This is a genomic window from Kribbella sp. NPDC054772 (genome assembly GCF_053611945.1).
Genome location: NZ_JBSHBJ010000016.1, coordinates 1 through 20,532, shown reverse-complemented (window position 1 = coordinate 20,532; position 20,532 = coordinate 1). Strand labels below are relative to the sequence as shown.

The 20,532-nt window shown below is 67.4% G+C and carries 21 protein-coding genes; 11 read left to right on the top strand and 10 right to left on the bottom strand.

Features of this window, described 5'->3' with window-relative positions; all coding sequences use genetic code 11:
* Positions 1-3 precede the first annotated feature (3 nt).
* The 4 genes from ACWGID_RS23905 to ACWGID_RS23890 all read left to right on the top strand — a co-directional run bounded on the left by ACWGID_RS23905 (position 4) and on the right by ACWGID_RS23890 (position 3,129).
* Positions 4-966, top strand: a complete 963-nt coding sequence (locus tag ACWGID_RS23905) for an amino acid ABC transporter permease (RefSeq protein WP_452199960.1) — start codon at positions 4-6, stop codon at positions 964-966.
* Positions 966-1,742, top strand: a complete 777-nt coding sequence (locus ACWGID_RS23900; RefSeq protein WP_452199958.1) for an amino acid ABC transporter ATP-binding protein — start codon at positions 966-968, stop codon at positions 1,740-1,742. The genes ACWGID_RS23905 and ACWGID_RS23900 overlap by 1 nt, the downstream gene beginning before the upstream one ends.
* A 200-nt stretch (positions 1,743-1,942) precedes the next feature.
* Complete coding sequence (locus ACWGID_RS23895; RefSeq protein ID WP_452199956.1) at positions 1,943-2,335, top strand: ATP-binding protein; 393 nt, start codon at positions 1,943-1,945, stop codon at positions 2,333-2,335.
* A complete protein-coding gene (locus ACWGID_RS23890; protein WP_452199954.1) occupies positions 2,332-3,129 on the top strand; it encodes an RNA polymerase sigma factor SigF in 798 nt (265 codons plus the stop codon). The genes ACWGID_RS23895 and ACWGID_RS23890 overlap by 4 nt, the downstream gene beginning before the upstream one ends.
* A gap of 6 nt (positions 3,130-3,135) precedes the next feature.
* On the opposite strand, the gene ACWGID_RS23885 is transcribed toward ACWGID_RS23890, so the two are convergent.
* The gene (locus ACWGID_RS23885) at positions 3,136-3,546 is read right to left on the bottom strand and encodes a hypothetical protein (protein ID WP_452199952.1); all 411 of its coding nucleotides are present in this window, start codon (positions 3,544-3,546) and stop codon (positions 3,136-3,138) included.
* A gap of 465 nt (positions 3,547-4,011) precedes the next feature.
* On the opposite strand from ACWGID_RS23885, the gene ACWGID_RS23880 reads away from it, so the two are divergent.
* A complete protein-coding gene (locus tag ACWGID_RS23880) occupies positions 4,012-4,263 on the top strand; it encodes a WhiB family transcriptional regulator (protein WP_130383822.1) in 252 nt (83 codons plus the stop codon).
* 67 nt (positions 4,264-4,330) lie between these two features.
* Here the strand turns inward: ACWGID_RS23880 and ACWGID_RS23875 are convergent, their stop codons facing one another.
* The 3 genes from ACWGID_RS23875 to ACWGID_RS23865 all read right to left on the bottom strand — a co-directional run bounded on the left by ACWGID_RS23875 (position 4,331) and on the right by ACWGID_RS23865 (position 7,780).
* Positions 4,331-5,263: a helix-turn-helix domain-containing protein gene (locus tag ACWGID_RS23875; RefSeq protein WP_452199950.1), complete on the bottom strand. Its 933-nt coding sequence runs from the start codon at positions 5,261-5,263 to the stop codon at positions 4,331-4,333.
* Positions 5,264-5,353: 90 nt separating this feature from the next.
* Positions 5,354-6,181 (bottom strand): SAM-dependent methyltransferase, encoded by an 828-nt coding sequence (locus ACWGID_RS23870; RefSeq protein WP_452199948.1) that lies wholly within the window; start codon positions 6,179-6,181, stop codon positions 5,354-5,356.
* Positions 6,182-6,301: 120 nt separating this feature from the next.
* Complete coding sequence (locus ACWGID_RS23865; RefSeq protein ID WP_452199946.1) at positions 6,302-7,780, bottom strand: sensor histidine kinase; 1,479 nt, start codon at positions 7,778-7,780, stop codon at positions 6,302-6,304.
* Between the two features lie 269 nt (positions 7,781-8,049).
* On the opposite strand from ACWGID_RS23865, the gene ACWGID_RS23860 reads away from it, so the two are divergent.
* Positions 8,050-8,955 carry a DUF2785 domain-containing protein gene (locus tag ACWGID_RS23860; protein ID WP_452199944.1) on the top strand — a complete coding sequence of 302 codons (906 nt, stop codon included), beginning with the start codon at positions 8,050-8,052 and terminating at the stop codon, positions 8,953-8,955.
* Here ACWGID_RS23860 and ACWGID_RS23855 read toward each other — a convergent pair.
* Complete coding sequence (locus ACWGID_RS23855) at positions 8,952-9,920, bottom strand: endonuclease/exonuclease/phosphatase family protein (protein WP_452199942.1); 969 nt, start codon at positions 9,918-9,920, stop codon at positions 8,952-8,954. The genes ACWGID_RS23860 and ACWGID_RS23855 overlap by 4 nt on opposite strands.
* Positions 9,921-10,003: 83 nt before the next feature.
* Between ACWGID_RS23855 and ACWGID_RS23850 the strand changes: the two genes are divergently transcribed.
* The 3 genes from ACWGID_RS23850 (at position 10,004) to ACWGID_RS23840 (ending at position 12,716) form a co-directional block, all read left to right on the top strand.
* Positions 10,004-10,270, top strand: coding sequence for a DUF3311 domain-containing protein (locus ACWGID_RS23850; RefSeq protein ID WP_452199940.1), 267 nt, complete (start codon positions 10,004-10,006; stop codon positions 10,268-10,270).
* Positions 10,267-11,922 (top strand): monocarboxylate uptake permease MctP, encoded by a 1,656-nt coding sequence (gene mctP / locus ACWGID_RS23845; RefSeq protein WP_452199938.1) that lies wholly within the window; start codon positions 10,267-10,269, stop codon positions 11,920-11,922. Before ACWGID_RS23850 ends, mctP begins: the two co-directional genes overlap by 4 nt.
* Positions 11,923-12,053: 131 nt before the next feature.
* Complete coding sequence (locus tag ACWGID_RS23840; protein WP_452199936.1) at positions 12,054-12,716, top strand: DUF5317 domain-containing protein; 663 nt, start codon at positions 12,054-12,056, stop codon at positions 12,714-12,716.
* Here ACWGID_RS23840 and ACWGID_RS23835 read toward each other — a convergent pair.
* Together ACWGID_RS23835 and ACWGID_RS23830 are read right to left on the bottom strand one after the other, a co-directional pair.
* Positions 12,678-13,958 (bottom strand): HD-GYP domain-containing protein, encoded by a 1,281-nt coding sequence (locus ACWGID_RS23835; protein WP_452199934.1) that lies wholly within the window; start codon positions 13,956-13,958, stop codon positions 12,678-12,680. The two genes, ACWGID_RS23840 and ACWGID_RS23835, sit on opposite strands and share 39 nt — an antisense overlap.
* Positions 13,955-15,316: an HD-GYP domain-containing protein gene (locus ACWGID_RS23830; RefSeq protein WP_452199933.1), complete on the bottom strand. Its 1,362-nt coding sequence runs from the start codon at positions 15,314-15,316 to the stop codon at positions 13,955-13,957. The genes ACWGID_RS23835 and ACWGID_RS23830 overlap by 4 nt, the downstream gene beginning before the upstream one ends.
* Positions 15,317-15,579: 263 nt before the next feature.
* On the opposite strand from ACWGID_RS23830, the gene ACWGID_RS23825 reads away from it, so the two are divergent.
* Both ACWGID_RS23825 and ACWGID_RS23820 read left to right on the top strand, forming a co-directional pair.
* Positions 15,580-15,654 (top strand): 50S ribosomal protein bL37, encoded by a 75-nt coding sequence (locus ACWGID_RS23825; RefSeq protein ID WP_369759046.1) that lies wholly within the window; start codon positions 15,580-15,582, stop codon positions 15,652-15,654.
* Between the two features lie 307 nt (positions 15,655-15,961).
* On the top strand, positions 15,962-18,439 hold the full coding sequence (locus ACWGID_RS23820; protein WP_452199931.1) for an NB-ARC domain-containing protein: 2,478 nt from the start codon (positions 15,962-15,964) through the stop codon (positions 18,437-18,439).
* 12 nt (positions 18,440-18,451) lie between these two features.
* Here the strand turns inward: ACWGID_RS23820 and rsrA are convergent, their stop codons facing one another.
* From rsrA to ACWGID_RS23805, 3 genes are all read right to left on the bottom strand, one after another.
* Entirely contained in the window at positions 18,452-18,730 is a 279-nt protein-coding gene (gene rsrA, locus ACWGID_RS23815; RefSeq protein WP_452199929.1) for a mycothiol system anti-sigma-R factor, read from the bottom strand.
* Entirely contained in the window at positions 18,727-19,377 is a 651-nt protein-coding gene (locus ACWGID_RS23810; protein ID WP_452199927.1) for a sigma-70 family RNA polymerase sigma factor, read from the bottom strand. The genes rsrA and ACWGID_RS23810 overlap by 4 nt, the downstream gene beginning before the upstream one ends.
* 115 nt (positions 19,378-19,492) lie before the next feature.
* A complete protein-coding gene (locus tag ACWGID_RS23805; RefSeq protein WP_452199925.1) occupies positions 19,493-20,134 on the bottom strand; it encodes an alpha/beta hydrolase family protein in 642 nt (213 codons plus the stop codon).
* Positions 20,135-20,532: the final 398 nt, after the last annotated feature.

Sequence of the window (20,532 nt, the reverse complement as noted above, 5' to 3'; positions counted from 1 at the left end):
ATCATGAGTACCGATGCGAAGACCCGGCCGGCGGACGAACTGTCCGAGCGGCCGGGCGCGATCAACGCCGTACCTGTCCGGCATCCCGGTCGCTGGGTCGCGATCGCGGTCATTCTGATCCTGGTCGCGATGCTGGTGCACCTGCTGGTCACCAACAAGGCGTTCGACTGGAGCTTCGTCTTCAAGGCGATGAACCAGTCGCCGGTGATCAACGGCTTCCTCAAGGGCACGCTGCTGGTCACCGCGCTCTCGATGATCGTCGGTGTCGCGGGCGGCGTCCTGCTGGCCGTGATGCGGCTGTCGGACAACCCGATCCTGTCCGCGGTGTCGTGGGTGTTCACCTGGTTCTTCCGGAGCATCCCGCGATACATCCTGCTGTTCACGATGGGCACGCTGGGCATCCTGTTCCCGCAGGGCATCGACTTCGGGATTCCGTTCGACTGGAAGATCATCGACTGGCTGGGGCTGTCCGGTGACTGGCGGTTCTTCAACCTGAACGCGAACCAGGTGTTCACCGGGATCGCCGCCGGTGTCATCGGCCTGGGGCTGTCCGAGGCGGCCTACATGGCCGAGATCGCCCGGGCCGGGATCATGAGCGTCGACACGGGCCAGGCCGAGGCAGCCGAGGCCCTCGGCATGAGCAGCGGCAAGGTGATGCGCCGGGTCGTGCTGCCGCAGGCGATGCGCGTGATCGTGCCGCCGACCGGCAACGAGACGATCGCGATGCTGAAGGACACCTCGTTGCTGCTGGCCGTCCCGGTGATCGGCGAGCTGTTCTACCAGTTGCAGTCGATCGGCAGCAACTTCTACAAGACCTTCCCGATCGCGGTCGCGGCGACGCTGTACTACCTGGCGGCGACGAGTGTGCTGATGGTCGGGCAGTTCTTCCTCGAGCGGCGCTTCGGTCGCGGCTTCGGGACCAAGGCCCCGCGGGCCGCCCGGCCGGCCGGTGCAGGAGGTGCGTGATGCCCCTTGTCCACGCGGTGAACGTGAGCAAGTCCTTCCACCACAACGAGGTACTGAAGGGCATCGACCTGGACGTCGAGCGCGGTCAGGTGGTGTGTCTGCTCGGGCCCTCCGGTTCCGGCAAGACGACCTTCCTGCGCTGCATCAACCAGCTCGAGACGATCGACGGCGGCCGGATCTGGGTCGACGACCAGCTGATGGGGTACGACGACCGCGACGGGAGGCTGTACCGCCTGAAGAACAAGGAGATCGCGGCCCAGCGCCGCGAGATCGGGATGGTCTTCCAGCGGTTCAACCTGTTCCCGCACATGACCGCGATCGAGAACGTCGCGGAGGCGCCGGCCCAGGTCAAGCGAGAGGGGAAGAAGCAGGCCCGGGCCCGGGCGCGGGACCTGCTCGAGCGCGTCGGCCTCGGCGACCGCTGCGCGGCGTACCCGGCGCAGCTGTCCGGTGGGCAGCAACAGCGGGTGGCGATCGCGCGGGCGCTGGCGATGCAGCCGAAGCTGATGCTGTTCGACGAGCCGACCTCGGCCCTCGACCCGGAGCTCGTCGGTGAGGTGCTCGCGGTGATGCGGGAGCTGGCCGCCGACGGGATGACGATGATCGTGGTCACCCACGAGATGGCCTTCGCCCGCGACGTCGCGGACACCGTCGTTTTCATGGACGGCGGCGTGGTCGTCGAGTCCGGCCCGCCGAAGAGCGTCATCGGCAATCCGCAGCACCAGCGCACCAAGACCTTCCTCGCCAGGCTCCGCTCCGAACACGAGCACGCCTGAGTAAGGTCATGGGGCCTCCCGGTCTGGACTGAGGAGCGAAGGGAGCGCAGCGACCGGAGCGACGAGGGAAGGGAGCGCAGCGACCGGAGCGACGAGGGAAGACCGGGAGTCACAGCCCCATGACCACGCCGTGCCGAAGGCGCGGCCAAAAGTACTGTTGGATGATGGTCGGCGTGGTGGGCCGATACGAGGGAGATGACGTGAGCAGTACCGGACGAGCCGCTGAGGTCCGCCTGAGTATTCCGGCGGACAGTGCGTACATCGCCGTACCCCGATCCGTGGTCGGCAATCTCGCGGCTCGCAACGACTTCACCCTGGACGCGATCGACGATCTGCGGATCGCCGTCGACGAGGCGTGCGCGCTGCTGCTGCCGGAGGCCTCGGACGGCGTGCTGGACTGCGTCTTCGAGATCGCTCCCCCGCAGCTGACCGTGCGGGCCAGCGCGGTGGTACCGAACGGCTGGACGCCCGACACCGACTCGTTCGGCTGGACGGTGCTGACCGCCCTCGTGGAGTCGGCCGCCGCCGAAACCATCGACGGCCGACTGACCATCACCGTGACCGCAACCGCCACGGCGACGGAAACCGCGTGACCGACGAGGCCACCCTGGGCGAGGCCCAGGAGTCCAATCAGCTGCGGACGCGTACGGCCGAGCTGTTTCGCGGGATGGCGGCGGCGTCCGGTCCGGGCGATCCGGCTTACGCCGCGGCGCGGGACGGCCTGGTGGCGCTGCACATGCCGCTGGTGGAGCACCTGGCCCGCCGGTTCCGCAACCGCGGCGAGCCGTACGACGACCTGGTGCAGGTCGCGACGATCGGGCTGATCAAGGCGGTCGACCGGTTCGACTCCGACCGCGGGGTCGAGTTCTCGACGTACGCGACGCCGACGATCCTCGGCGAGATCAAGCGCTACTTCCGGGACAAGGGCTGGGCGATCCGGGTGCCGCGGCGGCTGCAGGAGCTGCGGTTGTCACTGACCGCGGCGACCGCCGAGCTGACCCAGGAGCTCGGCCGGGCACCGACCGTGGCCGAGCTGTCCGAGCGACTCGGTCTCTCGCCGGACCTGGTGATCGAGGGTCTGGAGTCCGCGAACGCGTACAACACCTTGTCCCTGGACGCTCCCGACCAGAACGAGACCGACGCCACCACGGTCCTGGACGGGCTCGGCGGCGAGGACGAGGCGCTGGAGAGCGTCGAGTACCGGGAGTCGCTCAAACCCTTGCTCGCACAGCTCGACACCCGCGAGAAGCGGATCCTGACGCTGCGGTTCTTCCGCGGGATGACGCAGTCCCAGATCGCCGAGGAGATCGGGATCTCGCAGATGCACGTCTCCCGGCTGCTGGCCCGGACGCTCACCGAGCTCCGGACGGGCCTGCTGAAGGAGTAAACCGGCCTAGAGCACCGGGTGATCGTTGGTCGCACCATCGGCCAGGGCCTCGGTGGAGGCCTTCTGGAACACGCAGATCAGCACCGCGACGGCCAGCACCGCGAGCGCGACGGCGACGATCGTGGTCGATCCGCCCCAGAAACTGTACGAGACCAGTAACTGGATCAGCTGCGCGAAGACCGTCGGCCCACGGCTCCACCGCGCCGCCTTCGACAGGCCGCGGGCAACGAAACCGAGGCCGGCGCCGTACACGACGAAGAAGCCGGTCGTGGTCAGGCCGAGCACCAGCCGGGAGCCGTGAATGGTGAAGGCTTCGGCAATTCCCAGAACGATGAGCGCGAGCCCTTCCACAGCGACCACTGCCGCGGCTAGCTTGAGCGGTCTCGGGACTGCGGCAACTGGGGAGTCGGTCGGCACTTCGCCAGCTTAGTGCCACATGGTCCCGGGGCCTTTCGGGTACGTCGGACCTGTGCGCACCCGATGCGGTGCGCGGTAGCCCCGGCCCCACAGGGTTTTGAGGTTGTGCGTAACCAAAGGGCAGTTGGAACGGTTACCTGCAGTGAACGGGTGCTCGCAGATGGATCTCCTCGTCCGATAACCGGATAAAGAGAACCGCTGAGTGCCGGTTCGGAGTGTTAAGGAAGTGTTGTGATCTGATCGACAACTCCAGAACCCTTGTTTCACAAGACTGAGATTGGGAACATGGAGTCGTTCGTGAACGCGTTCACAACACTGGCCACAGAAGACCACAGAAGTGTTGAGATCCGCAGTTCGCACGCCAGCACCCCCGCCGTGCGAAACGAACCACGAGTACAACACCGCTGATCGGGCACAGACCTACCCGGCAGCATACGTCAACTACTGAGAGAGATGGGATCCGCCATGGATTGGCGCCACCGGGCCGTATGCCTCGACGAGGACCCGGAACTGTTCTTCCCCATCGGCAACACCGGGCCCGCGATCATGCAGATCGAGGAGGCCAAGCAGGTGTGCCGTCGCTGCGACGTGCGTGAGCAGTGCCTCGCCTGGGCACTGGAAGCCGGCCAGGACCACGGTGTCTGGGGCGGCCTGAGCGAGGACGAGCGCCGCGCTCTCAAGCGCCGCAACGCCCGCCAGCGCATTCGTACCGCCTGAGCAAGTCCTCTCGAGGCCCCGCGGACTGTCCGCGGGGCCTTTGTGTTTCCCCGCTGCGCTTGCCCGCTCAGCGCGCGGGAGCCGACGGCAGCGGCGCGTCGACCGCCGGAACGGCGAAGGAGCGCGGAGCAGCGCCCATGGTCCTGAGGATGCCGGCCAGGAAGTCACGGGTCTTGTTCGGCTTCGGCGCCGCGACACAGAGGGTTTCCATCGTCTCCGTGTACTGATCGAGGTCCTCGACCTTGTCCAGGTAGAGCGCGCTGGTCAGATGCTCGATGTACACGATGTCCCGCAGATCCTGCTCCGCGAACCGAAGGATGCTGTACGCACCCGCGGACCCGGAATTGCTGCTGATCGTGAACGGCATCACCTGCAGCGTGACATGAGGCAGCTGCGTCATGTCGATCAGATGCTCGATCTGCCGCACGAGCGCTTTCTCGCCACCGATCGGCCGGCGCAGCGCCGACTCGTCGAGCACGGCCCAGAGCCGCGCCGGGTCGGGGTTGGTCAGAACGGCCTGCCGACCGACGCGGAGCGCGACCCGCCGGTCGACCTCGTTGGCGGGAACCACGCCCCGACCGAGCTGGACGGTGGCGCGGATGTACTCCTCCGTCTGCAGCAGCCCTGGGACGAACTGCAGCTCGTAGGTACGGATCATGGAGGCAGCGGACTCGAGATCCAGGTACGAGTGGAACCAGCTCGGCAGCACGTCGCCGTACCGGTGCCACCAGCCGGGGTTGTTCGCCTCGCGAGCGAGGGCGAGCAAGCGCTCCCGTTCTTCGGCGTCGTCCAGGCCGTAGAACGAGAGCAGGTCGTTGACGTCACGTTCCTTGAAGCCGACCCGGCCGAGCTCCATCCGGCTGACCTTGGACTCCGAGGAGCGGATCTCCCAGCCTGCCTCCGACCGGCTGAAACCGGCGGCCTCCCGCATCCGGCGGAGATGCGCTCCGAGGATGATGCGCAGCGCGGTCGGCCCGCTCTGCGCGCCCGACTCGGTCACACCTACCTCCCACCGGCTTGGAGCATCTCACCACACCGTGCGCGCGCGTTGTGCCGTAGCGGTACGCGCACGCACGGCGCAGCGAGTCGTTCACGCCTTCTTGGCGATCCCAGCCATCAGGATCCGCTGCCAGGGCTGCAGCTCCTCCGCGTCCGGAACGTCGGCGTCAGGCTCCTCCGGGAACCAGCGGGCGAGGAAGTCCTGGCCCGGAGGTACCAGCGGCAGTCCGAGGAAGTGCTGCTCGATCCGCTCCGGGGTCCGGATCCAGCCGTTGCCGAGGCTCTCCAGGCCGGCGCGCTCCATGTTCTTCTGGAGCGGCTCACCGGTGTCGACGAAGTCGGTGATGAACAGGTAGCTGCCGGCGGGCAGCGCATCCATCAGGGTGCGGACCCACTCGTCCGGCTTCTCGTCGTCGTGGAAGTGCATGTGGATGCCGACGATCATCAGCGCGATCGGACGGCTGAAGTCCAGGTGCTGCTTGATCTCCTCGTTGTCGAGGATCGACTGCGGTTCGCGCAGGTCGGCGGTGACCACGATGGTGCTGTCGTTGGTGGCCAGCAGCGCCTGGCCGTGCGCGAGCACGATCGGGTCGATGTCGACGTACACCACCCGCGCGTTCGGATTGACCTCCTGCGCCGCCTCGTGGGTGTTCTTCTGCGTCGGCAGACCGCTGCCGATGTCGAGGAACTGGTCGATCCCCGCCGCGCGGGCGAGGTAGTGCACGCCCTTCACCAGGGCCTCACGGTTCTCGATCGCGCAGCGGCCGGCATCCGGCACGTACTGCAGGTACATCGCCGCCCCTTCGCGGTCGGCGGCAAAGTTGTCCTTACCGCCGAGCAGAGCGTCGTAGACGCGAGCGATGGTCGGTTGGGAAGTGTCGAAGCTCGGAGTGGGATCCGGAGCGTCTGAGGTCGCCATCGGCAAAGCCTTCTTGGTCGGGGAACTGTGAGGTCATCGTAGGGGAGGTACGGACCGGGTGGACACAGTGTGTAGCAAGTCGCTGACATTCATTCGGGCGTTCCCGAGGTGACTGATTCGTCAGTCTTTGACCGGGATGTCGAGCGTGACCTGGGTGCCGGGGCGGCCGTCGTGACGATTGCCGAAGGCCAGGGTGCCGTCCAGTTCCCCGATCACGAGGGTGCGGACGATCGACAGGCCCAGGTTCCCGGACAGTTCGGTGTCGAAGTTCGTCGGCAGTCCCTTGCCGTCGTCGAGGACGTCGATGTGCAGCCGACCGACCGACCGCTCGGCGATCAGTTCGATCGTGCCGCTGGCCTCCCCGCCGTCGCGGGTGCTGAACGCGTGCTCCACCGAGTTCTGCATCAGCTCGGTCAGCACCATCGCGAGCGGAGTGGCGACTTCGGAGTCCAGTACGCCGAACGTCCCGCTGCGCCGCGTCTCCACCGACGTCGCGACCGTCGACACGTCCGCGACCATCGCGCTCACCCGGTCCGCCACGTCGTCGAAGTCCACGTGCTCGTCGAACGACTCCGACAGCGTCTCGTGCACGATCGCGATCGACCCGACCCGCCGGACCGCTTCGGCCAGCGCGGCCTGTCCTTCGCCGACCGTGATCCTTCGGGCCTGCATCCGGAGTAACGCGGCGACCGTCTGCAAGTTGTTCTTGACGCGATGATGAATCTCCCGGATGGTCGCCTCTTTGGTGACCAGCTCCCGCTCCCGGCTGCGCAGCTCCGTGACGTCGCGGAGCAGGATCAGTGCGCCGACGTGGGCGCCGTCCGCGCGCAGCGGGATCGCCCGCAGGAACAGCGTGGCGTCGGAGTTCTCGATCTCGATCTCCTGGGCGGCCCGCCCGGTCACCACCGACGCGAGCACGTCGTCGACCTTGTGTCCGGAATGCAGCAGGTCGGCGGTGATGTCCTTCAGCCGGCTGCCGACCAGATCGGTCACCAGTCCCATTCGCCGGTACGCCGACAACGCATTGGGGCTCGCGAACGTCACCATTCCGTGCCGATCGACCCGGATGCAGCCGTCACCGACCCGTGGAGTGGTGGACAGCAGGCGCTCCCCGCCGTACGGGAAGATGCCGTCGGTGATCATCCGGGCCAGGTCGGTCGCACTCTGCAGGTACGCGATCTCCAGCCGGGACGGGGTCCGGACCCCGAGCAGGTTGGTGTTCCGCGCGATCACCGCGATCACGCGGGAACCCCGGCGTACCGGGATCGTCTCGACCCGGACGGGGACGTCGTCGCGCCACTCCGGGTCGCCCTCGCGGCAGATCCGGCCGCCGTCGTAGGCCTGGTCCAGCAGGTGCCGGCGGCCGCGCGGGATGAAGCTGCCGACGATATCGTCCATGTACGCCGTCGGTCCGGTCGTCGGCCGCATCTGCGCACCGGCCCAGAACCCCAGTCCCTCGGTGTCGGGGAGCCAGAGGACGAGGTCGGCGAACGACAGATCGGCCAGCATCTGCCAGTCCGAGACGAGCAGTTGCAAGCGGTCCAGGTCGGCCTGGTCGAGCGTGGTGTGGTTGCGCGCCACATCGGTCAAAGACGGCACCCCCTGATGCTACCGACGAGCTTGTACCACCCACCCCGGTGGTCCGCTCGACAAGTGGGTGCCTGAAGGTGTTGATTGAGCAGGGACCACCTGCTGGTCCGCTGCAGTCGCGAGCAGGTGCCAGGCGGTGTAGCTCGGTGTGCCGGGGCGAAGGGCTCGATGCGGAGCATCGTGACCTTTGCACCGGTGCAGCGAGATGCGCCGCCTGGTGCCGCGCAGCACGCAGGGGACCAGCAGGTGGTCCCGGACGACGTGAAAGGATGCCTCGGGTGGAGTCGACGTACTGGCAGGACGTGATGGCCGCGGACTACGCGGTACCGCACGACCGTACGCTGACCGAACTCACCGAGGAGCTCGTCCGTGGGCTCGCCAGCACCAACCCGCAGGTCCGGGACGCGCTCGCCTACCCGACGCTCGCCACCTGGCTGGAGCGCGGGGTGTACGACGACCTGCTGCCGGGCTTCGGCGACGGTCTGTGCGCCGGGCTGAACTACGGTCTCGGTGAGGACGGTACGGACACGGTCTTCCGTCGCTCGTTCACCGCGCTGACGCTGGCGGAGGTGATCCACCGCGACAACGCCGAGTTCCTGGTGCACGACGAGGTCGTGATGCGGTGGGGCGACCGGCTGGCGACCTGGCTGCTGCGCGAACGCGACCTGCGCGGATACGTCGGCGAATGCGGATGGGCGCACGCGGTGGCGCACGGAGCGGACGCGATCGGAGCACTGGCCAGATCCCGGCACTGCGACGCCGGGGTGCTGCGCGCACTGCTCGACGTCCTCGCGGACCGGATCGTCAAGGACACGCCGTACCGCTGGGTGCACGAGGAACACGACCGCGTCGCCCACGCCGTGATGACGATCCTGCACCGGAACATGCTCAGCAGCGACGAGCTCGAGCGCTGGCTGAAGCCGATCGCGGCGACCGCCGGCCAGCAGCCGTTGATGCACGAGACGCTGCCGGAGTGGCCGTCGCCCTCGGTGTTCAACGCCCGCGGCGTACTGCACGTCCTGCTCAGCCAGCTCGCGATCGGCGTGAAGGGTTTCCCGATCCCCGGCGACGACGAGCTCTTCGGCCGCCCGATCGAGGCCCGCGCAGACCTGCTGCTGATGCTCACCGAAGCGGTCCAGGCCTCACAGCCGTACATCTACCGCCCGGCCACCACGACCTCCTAAGCAAGCAGCGCGACCGTCGCCACGACGGCCCGATGGTCGGTCCCCTGGATCGGGTACGTCGTGAACCGCCCAGGCTCGAACCGGCGCGAGACGACCACGTGGTCGATCTGCGTCCGCAGGATCACCGGCTGGTCGGCCGGCCAGGTGCCTTGCAGTCCATCGCCGACGGACGGGCCGACGCTGCGGCAGTAACCGCCGAGCGCGTGCCGGAAGTCCGCGTGGTCGACGGTCGCGTTGAAGTCGCCCGCGATCACCGTCGGCGGGTCCTGCGTGCACCACTGCCGTACCTTCTGCAGGTCGTGCTTCCAGGTGGTGACCGCGTCCGGCAGCGGCGGGTAGCCGTGGTACGCGATCAGCCGGATCGCGCCGAGGTTCCCACCGGTCACGACGATGTTCCCGAACGTCGTCCCGGGCTCGGACGCGAACGACACGTCGCCGAGTGCCGCCGACACCAGCACACTCGTCGCACTCGGCGCCGCCTCGCTCGACTGCACCGTGAACCCCTTGTACTGCTGGTCCTGCAGCTGCGCCCGGATCTCCTCCCGTACGTCGACCTGTGCCTCAGGCAACGAAACCAGGTCCGGCCTGCGGTCCCGGATCACCTGCGCGACGTCCGCGGCGCGCGCCCCGCCGCCGAGCACGTTGGCGACCATGATGGTCAGCACCCTCGACCCGGCCGGCGCGGGCCGCGCGTGCGAGAACTGGCGCGGCATGGTGAGCGCCGTACCGACCAGTGCGAGGACGGCGACCATCGTCGCGGCGATCCGCCAGCCGCGCCGGATCAGCATCAGCAGCGCCAGCACCAGGACCACGACGAGGCCCTGGGGACGGAAGGCGGCGAGCTGCGTGAACGGCGTCACCTCATCCAGACCGAACAGTTCCGGATACAGCGGCACGGCAACGATGACGAGGAACAACACGGACAGCACGACGCGCCGTACGAACCATGCGCGTTCGTTATCCATGATCAATCCTGAAGGTCTGGTCGCTTGTCCGGACGAACGGTAGCGTGCTCCGTTGCGCCTGCTGTGTCCCGAGGAGGTTTGCAGTGTCCCGATTGTCCGCGGTGAAACCCGCGTACTGGATCTCCGGTGTGCTCCTGATCGCTGCGGTCGTCGTACCGCTGCTGGTTCCGACGTACGCCAAGAAAGACCCGCATCTGTGGGGCTTCCCGTTCTTCTACTGGTACCAGCTGCTCTGGGTGTTCCTGTCCGCGGTCCTGGTCAGTATCAGTTACCGCCTGGTGCGCGCCGAGGAGCGCAAGCGCCGCGCGGCCCAGGGACTGGGTGACCCCGAGAAGGAGGACGGCCAGTGAACACCAAGGTCGACTGGGTGCAGTTGATCATCGTCGTGGTGATCTTCGCCGGTGTCACCGCGATGGGCTTCATGGCGGCCCGCTGGCGGAGCAACGGCAGTCTCGACAACCTCGACGAGTGGGGTCTGGGCGGTCGTGGGTTCGGCACGTTCATCACCTGGTTCCTGCTCGGTGGCGACCTCTACACGGCGTACACCTTCATCGCGGTGCCCGCCGCGATGTACGCGACCGGTGCCATCAGCGGCTTCTTCGCGGTCCCTTACACGATCGTCGCCTATCCGATCGTGTTCATCTTCATGGCCCGGTTGTGGTCGGTCTCGCACCGGCACGGGTACGTGACGCCGGCCGACTTCGTGCACGGGCGGTACGGCAGCAAGCTGCTCTCGTTGGCGGTGGCGCTGACCGGCATCCTGGCCCTGATGCCGTACATCGCGCTGCAGCTGGTCGGTATGCAGGCGGTCTTCGAGACCATGGGCCTCGGCGGCAACAACACGCTGGCCAAGGACCTGCCGCTGCTGATCGCGTTCGCGGTGCTCGCGGCGTACACCTACTCGTCGGGTCTGCGGGCTCCGGCGATGATCGCGTTCGTCAAGGACTTCCTGATCTACGTCGTGATCCTGGTCGCGATCTTCTACCTGCCGCACGTGCTCGGCGGCTGGGACGGGATCTTCAACGCGGCGCAGGAGAAGATGGCCAAGCCGAACCCGGTGACCGGCAAGCCGACCGGGTCGTTCATCCCGGGCGACGCCGGCTACGTGTCGTACTGGACGCTGGGGCTGGGCTCCGCGATGGCACTGTTCATGTACCCGCACTCGGTGACCGCCGTCCTGTCGACGAAGACCCGCAACGTCGTACGGCGGAACGCGGCGATCCTCCCGGCCTACTCACTGCTGCTCGGTCTGCTCGCCCTGCTCGGCTTCATGGCGATCAAGGCGAACGTCAACGTGAAGGGCCTGGACGGCCTGGCGAACCCGCAGCTGGCGATCCCGCGGCTGTTCGACCAGGAGTTCCCGTCCTGGTTCGCCGGGATCGCGTTCGCGGCGATCGCGGTCGGCGCGCTGGTGCCGGCGGCGATCATGTCGATCGCGGCCGCCAACCTGTTCACCCGCAACATCTACCGCGCGTTCATCAAGCCGTCCGCGACGCCGGCCGAAGAAGCCAAGGTGTCCAAGCTCGCGTCCCTCCTGGTGAAGGTCGGCGCGCTGGTGTTCGTGCTCGGGATGGACAAGACGATCGCGCTGAACCTGCAGCTGCTCGGTGGTATCTGGATCCTGCAGACGTTCCCGGCGATCGTGGTCGGTCTGTACACGCGCTGGTTCCACCGGTACGCGCTGCTGATCGGTTGGGCCGTCGCGATGGTGTTCGGCACCGTCTCGGCGTACAACGTGGTGAACCCGGCGACCAAGAAGCACTTCGGTGGATCGCTGGCGAACATCCCGGGCACCAACACACCGGCGTACATCGCCCTGACGGCGTTCGTGCTGAACGTGCTGGTCGTGGTCGTGTGCACGGTCGTGCTGCGGGCGCTCAAGGTGCCGGACGGTCAGGACACCACGCACCCGACGGACTACACCGCGGACCGTGGTGACCCCGGGGTCGAGGACCTGCCGGAGATCCTCGACGAGGGCGGGGCGGCGACCGCCAAGTCCTGAGTCGTGGGTGGCAGCTTTAGGGTGGCGGCGGTCCGGAACATCCGGGCCGCCGTCACTTTTTGCGGTTAAGTCGACACGCTACGGGATGAGCTTGCCCGGTTTCGGGCTCCTGATTCGGCAGAATCTCACCCGTGCTGCTGGTCCTCCTCGTCATGGTGCTCGCCGCCGGGACGGCACTCGCGACCGGCGGCCGCTTCGGGCACCTCGCCGACAACACGCTGAGCGGCGTGCACTGGCTGGCCGCGGCCGCGATCGGGCAACTGCTCGGATCGCTCTTCGGAGGTACGGCGTACCCGGTCGGACTGATCGGCTCGGCGGTCTGCATCGGTGTGTTCCTACGGATGAACCTCCGGCATCCCGGCGTCGGTCTGCTCGCGCTGGGGTTCTTCAGCAACGCGATCGTCGTGGCGCTGAACGGCGCGATGCCGGTCTCCCTGCAGGCGTTGACGCGCGCCGGGGTCGGCGACGCGACGGTCACCGACCCTCGCCACGAGATCGCCGACGCTGCGACCAGGCTCCGGTGGCTCGGGGACGTCGTACCCGTCGCTCTGCCCGGTCTGGGTCAGGCGGTCAGCCCTGGCGACGTCCTGATCGCAGCGGGCGCCGGCCTCCTGCTGTACGCCGGCATGGGCGCCTCCGGCCGGGTCCCGAGCCCCACAGCTCCCGTCTGGGACGCCTTAGAGCCCTGCGCGGGCACACCGGCCCTCCTGTCCCTCTCCCCCAGAGCCAGTCGCGAGCTCTCCGACCAGGAACCGTCAGAAGCGGAAGCCGCGGCCGACGATCCGGCGGAGTGACTCCACCACGACCGGGTCGTACTCCGCGCCGATCCCCAGCCCGATCGACTCCATCGCCTTGTCCGGCGACTGCCCCGACCCTTCACCCACCAGCTGTTCGTAGGCCAGGGCAACGTTCACGATCCCACTCTCCACCGGGATATCGGAGTTGTTCGCCCGCCCCTGCCGATACGGATCATTGGAGTGCCGAACGATCTCCGCGACATGGTCCAGCACCCCCGACCGCTCGATCACCGAAGCCCCGATCTCCGCCGCCCGCTGCCGCTCCTCCCGAGTCCGCAACAACGAGGCCCCACCCGGACTGGGATCCGCCAACGCCAACTGCCCCACCCCCGACAACAAAGCGGCATACTCCAACGCCTCCATCCGATTAGGCGTCAGCCCGAGATCATGCCCGATCGCCACCGCGAGAGTCGCCGTACGCACGTTCTGCCCGGGACTGCTGAAGCCGGCGATCTCGGTACTCCGAGCCATCGAGCGGACGGTGGCCCGATACGTTCGCTGCGCAGACGCGAAGCGACGGAACGCGAACTGCGTCAGCAACAGCGGCACCACCACGAGCGGCACGGCCCACAGTCCGATCAACGATGCCCCGGCGGACAGCAGAACGCCTCCGAGAGCCATGGCCATACCGATCTGCCCCATGATCACCAGTTCATCGCGGAGCGCGGCCGGGAACGGCACGCTGAGGCGTTCCGTGGCCTGTCCCGCGCCGACCAGGGCGTCGATCACACCGGCGCTCAGCACCGCGAGGATCATCGCCAGGAGCAACAGGATGGCGTGTGTCCAGGAGTGATCCCAGTTGAGATCGTCAGGAACGACAGCCGCGAACACCACGGCGGCACAGGCCACCGAGATGAACCGCCGGTTGGCGACCACCAGGTCGGCCGACATGCCCGCGATCGCGCGCGGCACCAGCCCGGTCAAGGTCGCTATCCAGGTCACCGCCATCACCTGTGTGACGTCCGGGGCCAGGTCGAGACCGTTCCCCCGAAGCGTCGCGTAGGCGAGAGCCGCGCTGGTCGCGATCGGCGCCCGGTTACGGCTTCGATCGACCTTGAACTGCACCATCTCGCCAACCGCGATCAGCAACCCGAAGGCAGCCACGAACGGCCAGTTCGTGACACCGCTCCGAAGGGTCAGAAGCAGAGCGACAAGGCCCAGGACCGTACCGGCCCCGATGATCACGACACCGCTTCCGAGCCCGCGTGAGTCGCTGCCCGACCCGATGGCTGTGCTCATGTCGGCCCCGCCGCCGAACCGGACGCGCCGCCGCCACTGCCGAGGCTCAGGTCGTCATGGTCGATCGTCGCGTCGACGTTGCTGTCCGGCGCCGGCTGCCGCTCGGCAGCGGCCACCCAGCCACGAGTTCGGATGACGTGCACGAAGGCGTCGACGAGCTCCGGATCGAAATGCGTCAGGCGATCCTGCTCGAGGATCGCGAGGGTCTCCTCCACACTCCGCGCCGGCCGGTACGACCGCGTCGAGGTCAAGGAGTCGAAGGCGTCCACGATCCCGATCATCCTGGCGAAGTACGGGATGTTGGTGCCGCTCAGACCGGCCGGGTAGCCGGTTCCGTCGTACTTCTCGTGGTGGTGCAGGACCGCGGACTTGACCTCCTCCAGGAACGGGATGTTCCCGATGAGTTCGACGCCGCGCGCCGGGTGCAGCCGGATGGCGTCCATCTCCGAGTCGTCGAGGCGGCCCGGCTTGCGGATGATGCTCGTCGGCACTCCGACCTTCCCCACATCATGGAGCAGGCCCGCGTGTTCCAGGGCCTGCTGTCGATCGGCAGCCAGTTGCAGGTAGCGCCCCAACAGACCGACGCCCTGGCTGACTCGCTCCGAGTGGCCGCGGGTGTAGAGATCCTTCGTCTCGATGACTTCGATGAACGCCCGCATCGCGGCCGCCTGGGCCGCGCGTTCGGCTTCGTCCTGGGTCAGCGCCCACCGCGCCACCACCAGCGGCACCATCACCAGCAGGCCGGCAAGGATCCCGAGACCGCCCAGCCAGACCACGGCCATCAGGACGCCGAGCAATCCGTAGCCGAGCATCGGCAAGGCAGTTGGCGCGACGACCTCCCGGAAGAAGGAGATCACCACCGTGATTCCGCGTTCGAGGCTGAGCACCAGGCACATCAGCACGGCGTTGACGAACTGATGCACGACACCGGCCACGGTCACACCGAGGATGGCGTGAAACGGATGAGCGAAGACAGCCTCGCCAACCGGGCCGTCGAGGAGGAAGTACGCTAGGGCGCCGCCGCCGGCGGACAGGATGCGTTGCGATGTGTTGTGGACGCGCTTCATCAACGGAACGTCGCGCGGTTGCATCAGGCCACCCACACCGGCGACCACGACCGCAGCCGCCGGGCCGCTGATGACATAGACCGACATGGTCACGATCGACGCCAACGTTGCGCCGCGCGCCGGACCATGGGGAAAACGAAGGGTACTTGCTGCCAGCACGACCACGCACAGTTGAACGACCGTTGAATAGTCGGTCTGTTGACGCAGAGCGTAGATCCAGACGGCGAGAGCAACGACGGCAACCATCGTCACCAGGAGGCGTAGCGCCGATCGGTGCAACGTCTTGGTCATCTCACGCCTTCAGGTCAGAGTTCACCACTCCCAGTTGGCTGCAGTCATGATAAGTCACCTCCGATCAGCGGCGTAGTGTCTTGGGCTCCCGATTCCGGTGAGTCCAGGGGGGCAGACAGCGCACTGCTGACTCGTCTGAATTTTGCTCAAGCGTGTCGCGCCGAAACACTGTAAGCCCAACCGTGACCCGCCAGCGGACATGAGCAATCGGGCATGGTATGAGAGACTGTGACTCTTTGCAGTTGTTTCAAGGAGGCTTAGAAATGGGCAAGACCGGCCGCAAGCGCCGCGCACGCAAGAAGAAGGGCGCAAACCACGGCAAGCGCCCGAACGCCTGAACCCAGGCGGCTACTGACAGCGAGGACCCCGGAGAAATCCGGGGTCTTTGCGATTTGGTCACAGCTTTACAGCGGACCAGTTTTATCAGAGGTCTGTATTCGGAGAGTCTTCAACCGCGCACCGAATGCTATCTTTCAAACAGTCGTTGGAGAGGCATCACTGTGGGCCTCGACACCTTCTTTCGCAGCACTTCCCCTGCCCTGCTGTGGATAACGACGACCAGCAGTCGGCGGATCGCTCTAGAGTTGGGCCCGGAAGTTTTCCGGTACTGACCGAATCCAGCGTGGGATCCGAAGAGCGAGGAGGGTGACCGAGTTGTCCAGGGCAACGCTGGGTGATCTTCTCCGTACCTTCCGCACCCGGGCCGGGCTCACCCAGGCCGCTCTGGCCGAGAAGGCCGGGCTCAGCGAGCAGGCGATCAGCGTGCTCGAACGCGGCACGCGCAGCCGGCCACGAATGGACACCATTCGTTCACTCACAAAAGCGCTTGATCTCACAATGCAGGAAGCAGAACAGTTCCTCACTGTTGCCCGCGGCAAGGGCCAACCTTCCAACGCTACCGGGCGAACGAGGGATGCACAGCCCTCTGCGGAGAGGTATCCGATGCCATGGCAGCTTCCGCCCGCTGCGCCGGACTTCACCGGCCGCAGTGCCCAGATGGACGCGATACTTACTGTTCTGAGGATCCTGCCGGGGATCGACAGCACCACGGTGGGCCTGGTCGCCATCACCGGAATGGGCGGCATCGGCAAGACCACCCTGGCTGTCCAGGCCGCGCACAGCCTCGCCGCCAGCTATCCCGACGGGCATCTCTACCTGAACCTGCGCGGGTACGGTCCGGGCGACCCGATGAGCACGGCCGACGCGCAGCGGCACCTGCTCCGGTCCCTCGGTGTCGACGTCCAACTGATCCCCGAGGATGTCGCGGAATCCACTGCCCTGCTGCGATCCCAGCTGGCCGGCCGCCGGGTCCTGCTGGTCCTCGACAATGCCGCCGACACCGCGCAGGTGCTGCCGCTGCTCCCCGGCAAGGCCGGTTCCGCGGCGATCGTCACCAGCCGCGGATCGCTGGTCGATCTGGCGGGTGCCCGCCAGATCCGCCTCGACGCGTTGTCGGCGAACGAGTCGCTCGAACTCCTCACCGAAGTCATCGGCTCGACGCGGGTAGCTGCTGAGCCCGCCGCAGCCGAGGTACTGGCAACCTTCTCGGGTCGGCTGCCGCTCGCGGTCCGCCTGATCGGTGGGCGGCTCGCGACCCGGCCGACCTGGCCGATCCAGCACTTCGTGGATCTGTTGCAGGACGAGGAACGGCGGCTCGACAGCCTCGGTTCCGACGAGACCGGCGTCCGTGCGAGCATCGCCAGTTCGGTGCGTTTCCTGGAAGCGAGCGACCGCGAGCTCGACCGCCGGGCCGCACGAGCCCTGCCGTTGCTGAGCATTCCCGACGGATCGGACCTGCTGACCGCGGTCACTGCTGCGCTGCTCGACGTTCCGCTGCGGCAGGCGGATGCGATCCTGGAGCGGCTCGTCGACCTGAACCTGCTGGATTCCGTCGCCCCGGCGCGCTATCGGCTGCACGACCTGATCCGCGCCTACGGGCGGGAGATCGCCGACCAGACGATGACCGCTGCCGAGCGCGATCAAGTGCTTGCCCGAGGCCTCCAGTTCTACATCGCCGCGGGTTGGGCCGGCCAGCGGCTCACGCACTCGTCCAGCGCAAGGCTGCCGTTGGCAACCGTTCACGACGCGCGTGTCCCGGCGTTCCGCAACCGTGACGCGGCGTTGCGCTGGCTGGACGCGGAGCAGCGCAACCTGATGGATCGCTTCCGCCAGGCGCAGCGCTCGAATCTGGCCAGGTCGACATTGTTTCCCGAGCTCGCACTCGCCTATTTCGGGTACCACGAATCGCGGCGCCGCTGGCAGGAAATGCGGGAGCTGAGCGAAGGCGCGATCGAACTCGCGGAGTTTCACGGCCTGAATCAAGAAGCAGCCTGGCTCCAACACGACAAAGCGATTCCCCTGGCAGAGAACGGTGACGCTGTCACTGCGACCGACTGGATCGTCGAGGCGCTCGCAAGCTTCCGCGCGATCGGTGACCTCGGTGGCCAGGCGCGGTGCTGCTCGTCTCTCGCGTACTTGCTCGGCCTGCTCGGAAGGATCGACGACGCCTTGGTGTACGGAGAGGAGGCGCTCCGCCTGAGCCGAGCGATCGGCGACCCGACGTTGGAGGGAGTGGCCCTCACAGCCCTCGGCGGCCTCTACGACCGGGCGGGTGACTTCAAGCGAGCGGACGAGGTCTTCAGCCAGGGCATTGCGCTGGCCACGCGCTCGGGCGACACGTACTCCGCCTTCAAGCGGTACCTGAACGCGGGCTTCGCGCATCTGCAAGCCGGGCGGTTTCACGATGCCGTGCGGATGGGACAGGACGGCCTGCGGGTCGCAGAGCCGACAGGTGACGCGACCTTCCAGAGCGAGAGCCACCACCTACTGGTGATGGCGCACGCCGCCCAGGGCGATTACGAGACGGCGATCCGTCACATCGAGGCCGGGCTCCCGATGGCGCGATCGTCACGCGACAACGGCCGCGAAGGACGTTTCTACGAGGAGCTCGCAATGATCGAGGCTGTGCGCGGCGAGCACGACGCCGCGGCCGCACACCTCGAGACCGCTATTGCACTTCTCCACAAAGCGTCAGTAGTTCATGAGGCCCGCGCCCTGGAACTCCTGGAGAAACTCCGGCGCGGTGAACTCCACAGCTACACCTTCACCACACACTCCATCTGATCGGATGTGAATTCAATCCGTGGTGGTGATGGTTGTTTCTCCCTGGATTTGGGTGAGGCGGAGGAGGATTTTCTGGCGGAGGGCGTCGGGGGCGTGGTCGGAGCCACAGGAGCGGTGGACCAGCTTTTTGACGCAGCGTTCCAGGTCGTATTCGTCCAGGCAGGGGGCGCACTCCTCGAGGTGCTGCCGGATCTCGTCGGTACTCGCGTCCTCGAGTTCGTTGTCGATGAAGACGTACACCCGCTGCAGGATCTCTCCGCAGTCGACGTCGTGGGGCTCGCCGCAGCTCACGACTCCTCCTTCTGCGCGGTCGCGTCGGCGTCCGACGTCGCCGCGTCCGTACTCTCGTCCGAGGCGGGGATCAGGCCACGGTCCCGGGCGTAGTCGCCGAGCAGGTCACGGAGCTGGCGCCGGCCGCGGTGCAACCGTGACATCACGGTCCCGACCGGAGTGCCCATGATCTCGGCGATCTCCTTGTATGCGAAACCCTCGACATCCGCCAGGTACACGGCCAGCCGGAAGTCCTCCGGGATGGCCTGCAGGGCGGACTTGATGTCGGAGTCCGGCAGGTGCTCCAGCGCGACCGCTTCGGCCGACTTCAGCCCGCCGGGAGTGTGCGACTCGGCGGCGGTGAGCTGCCAGTCCTCGATCTCCTCGGTCGGTGACTGCGTCGGCTGACGCTGCCGCTTGCGGTATCCGTTGATGAACGTGTTCGTCAGGATCCGGTACAGCCACGCCTTCAGGTTGGTGCCCGGCGTGAACTGGTGGAAGGAGCTGTACGCCTTCGCGAACGTGTCCTGCACCAGGTCTTCGGCGTCTGACGGATTACGGGTCATCCGCATCGCCGCGGCGTACATCTGGTCCAGGAACGGCAGGGCTTCGCGCTCGAACCGCGCGGTGCGCTGCTCGGGTGTCTCGGTCGTGGTGGGAGTCGGCATCGTGATCGAGAATACCGGTGACTTCCCAGTACTCCGCTCCGGAGCCACTCTCGTCGCCATCATGTTCGTCACAACACGCCCGGTCGCGGGGGCATTCCCGCCGTTCGGCCGGTCGTTATCCGGACACCTCGCGGATCACCCATTCGAACACCGCTTCGATCAGCAGGTCGTAGGTCTCCTGCTGATCGAGCTCGGCCCGCTTCGGAACCTTGAAGGAATGGTCGGCATCCGGCACCACCGCCATCTCGGTGAGCGGCGGGAACTCCTCGGGCGTCCCGAACGGGTCCCGCTCCCCCTGCACCACCAGCGTCGGCAGCCCCGCAGCCTGCAGTTCGTCGACCCGCGACTTCTCCGGTTTCCCCGGAGCGTGCAGCGGAAAAGCCATCGCCAGTACGCCGGAAGCTCCCAGGCCGCCCGCGGTTCGGCAGGCCACCCGGGCGCCGGCGCTGCGGCCACCGATCACCAGCGGCGTACGCACCCGGAGCTGCCCGATGATCGAGATCCAGGCCTCGTCGAGCACCTTCGGCGCAGGCGCGAGCTTGCGGCCGGCGCGCCGCCAGGGCTGCTCGATCAGGAACACGTTGATGTCCTGCTTCGGCAACCGCGCCGCCAGCGCGGCCAGGTCACCCGACTCGATCCCGGCACCGGCCCCATGACCGAGAGCCAGCGTCGCCACCGGCCGGCGGGCCCGGTGCGCCACGATCCGGGCCTCCCCGTGCGGCGTCCCCACAATCCGTTCGTCGGTCACCCGCCCCATCCTGTCATCACCGATCCCCCGATCCGCACCAAACCACGCTGCGCCACCCACCTCTCCTCCCCACCCATGTAAGGCGCCGGCGCTCAACCCTCCCCCTGTTTGAGGGGCCGGCCCCTTACACGATGGGGTGCGGAGCCGAATTTTGCGTCCGCATCCCACCACCTGAGGGGCCGCCCCCTCAAACGTTCCCGCCGTGACAGGGACGAGGCTGCGCGAACGTGGAGGCGGCGCGGGCCGGGGGCCGCGCGGGGAAGGGCGGCGCGGAGCGGGGCCCGCGGGGCGGACTGGGCTAATCGTTTGAGGGGCCGGCCCCTCCATTCGTGGGGTGCGGGACCGCGTTTCAACTCCGCACCCCCCCCGCGCAGGGGCCGGGCCCACACACGGCGGGGGGTGCGCGG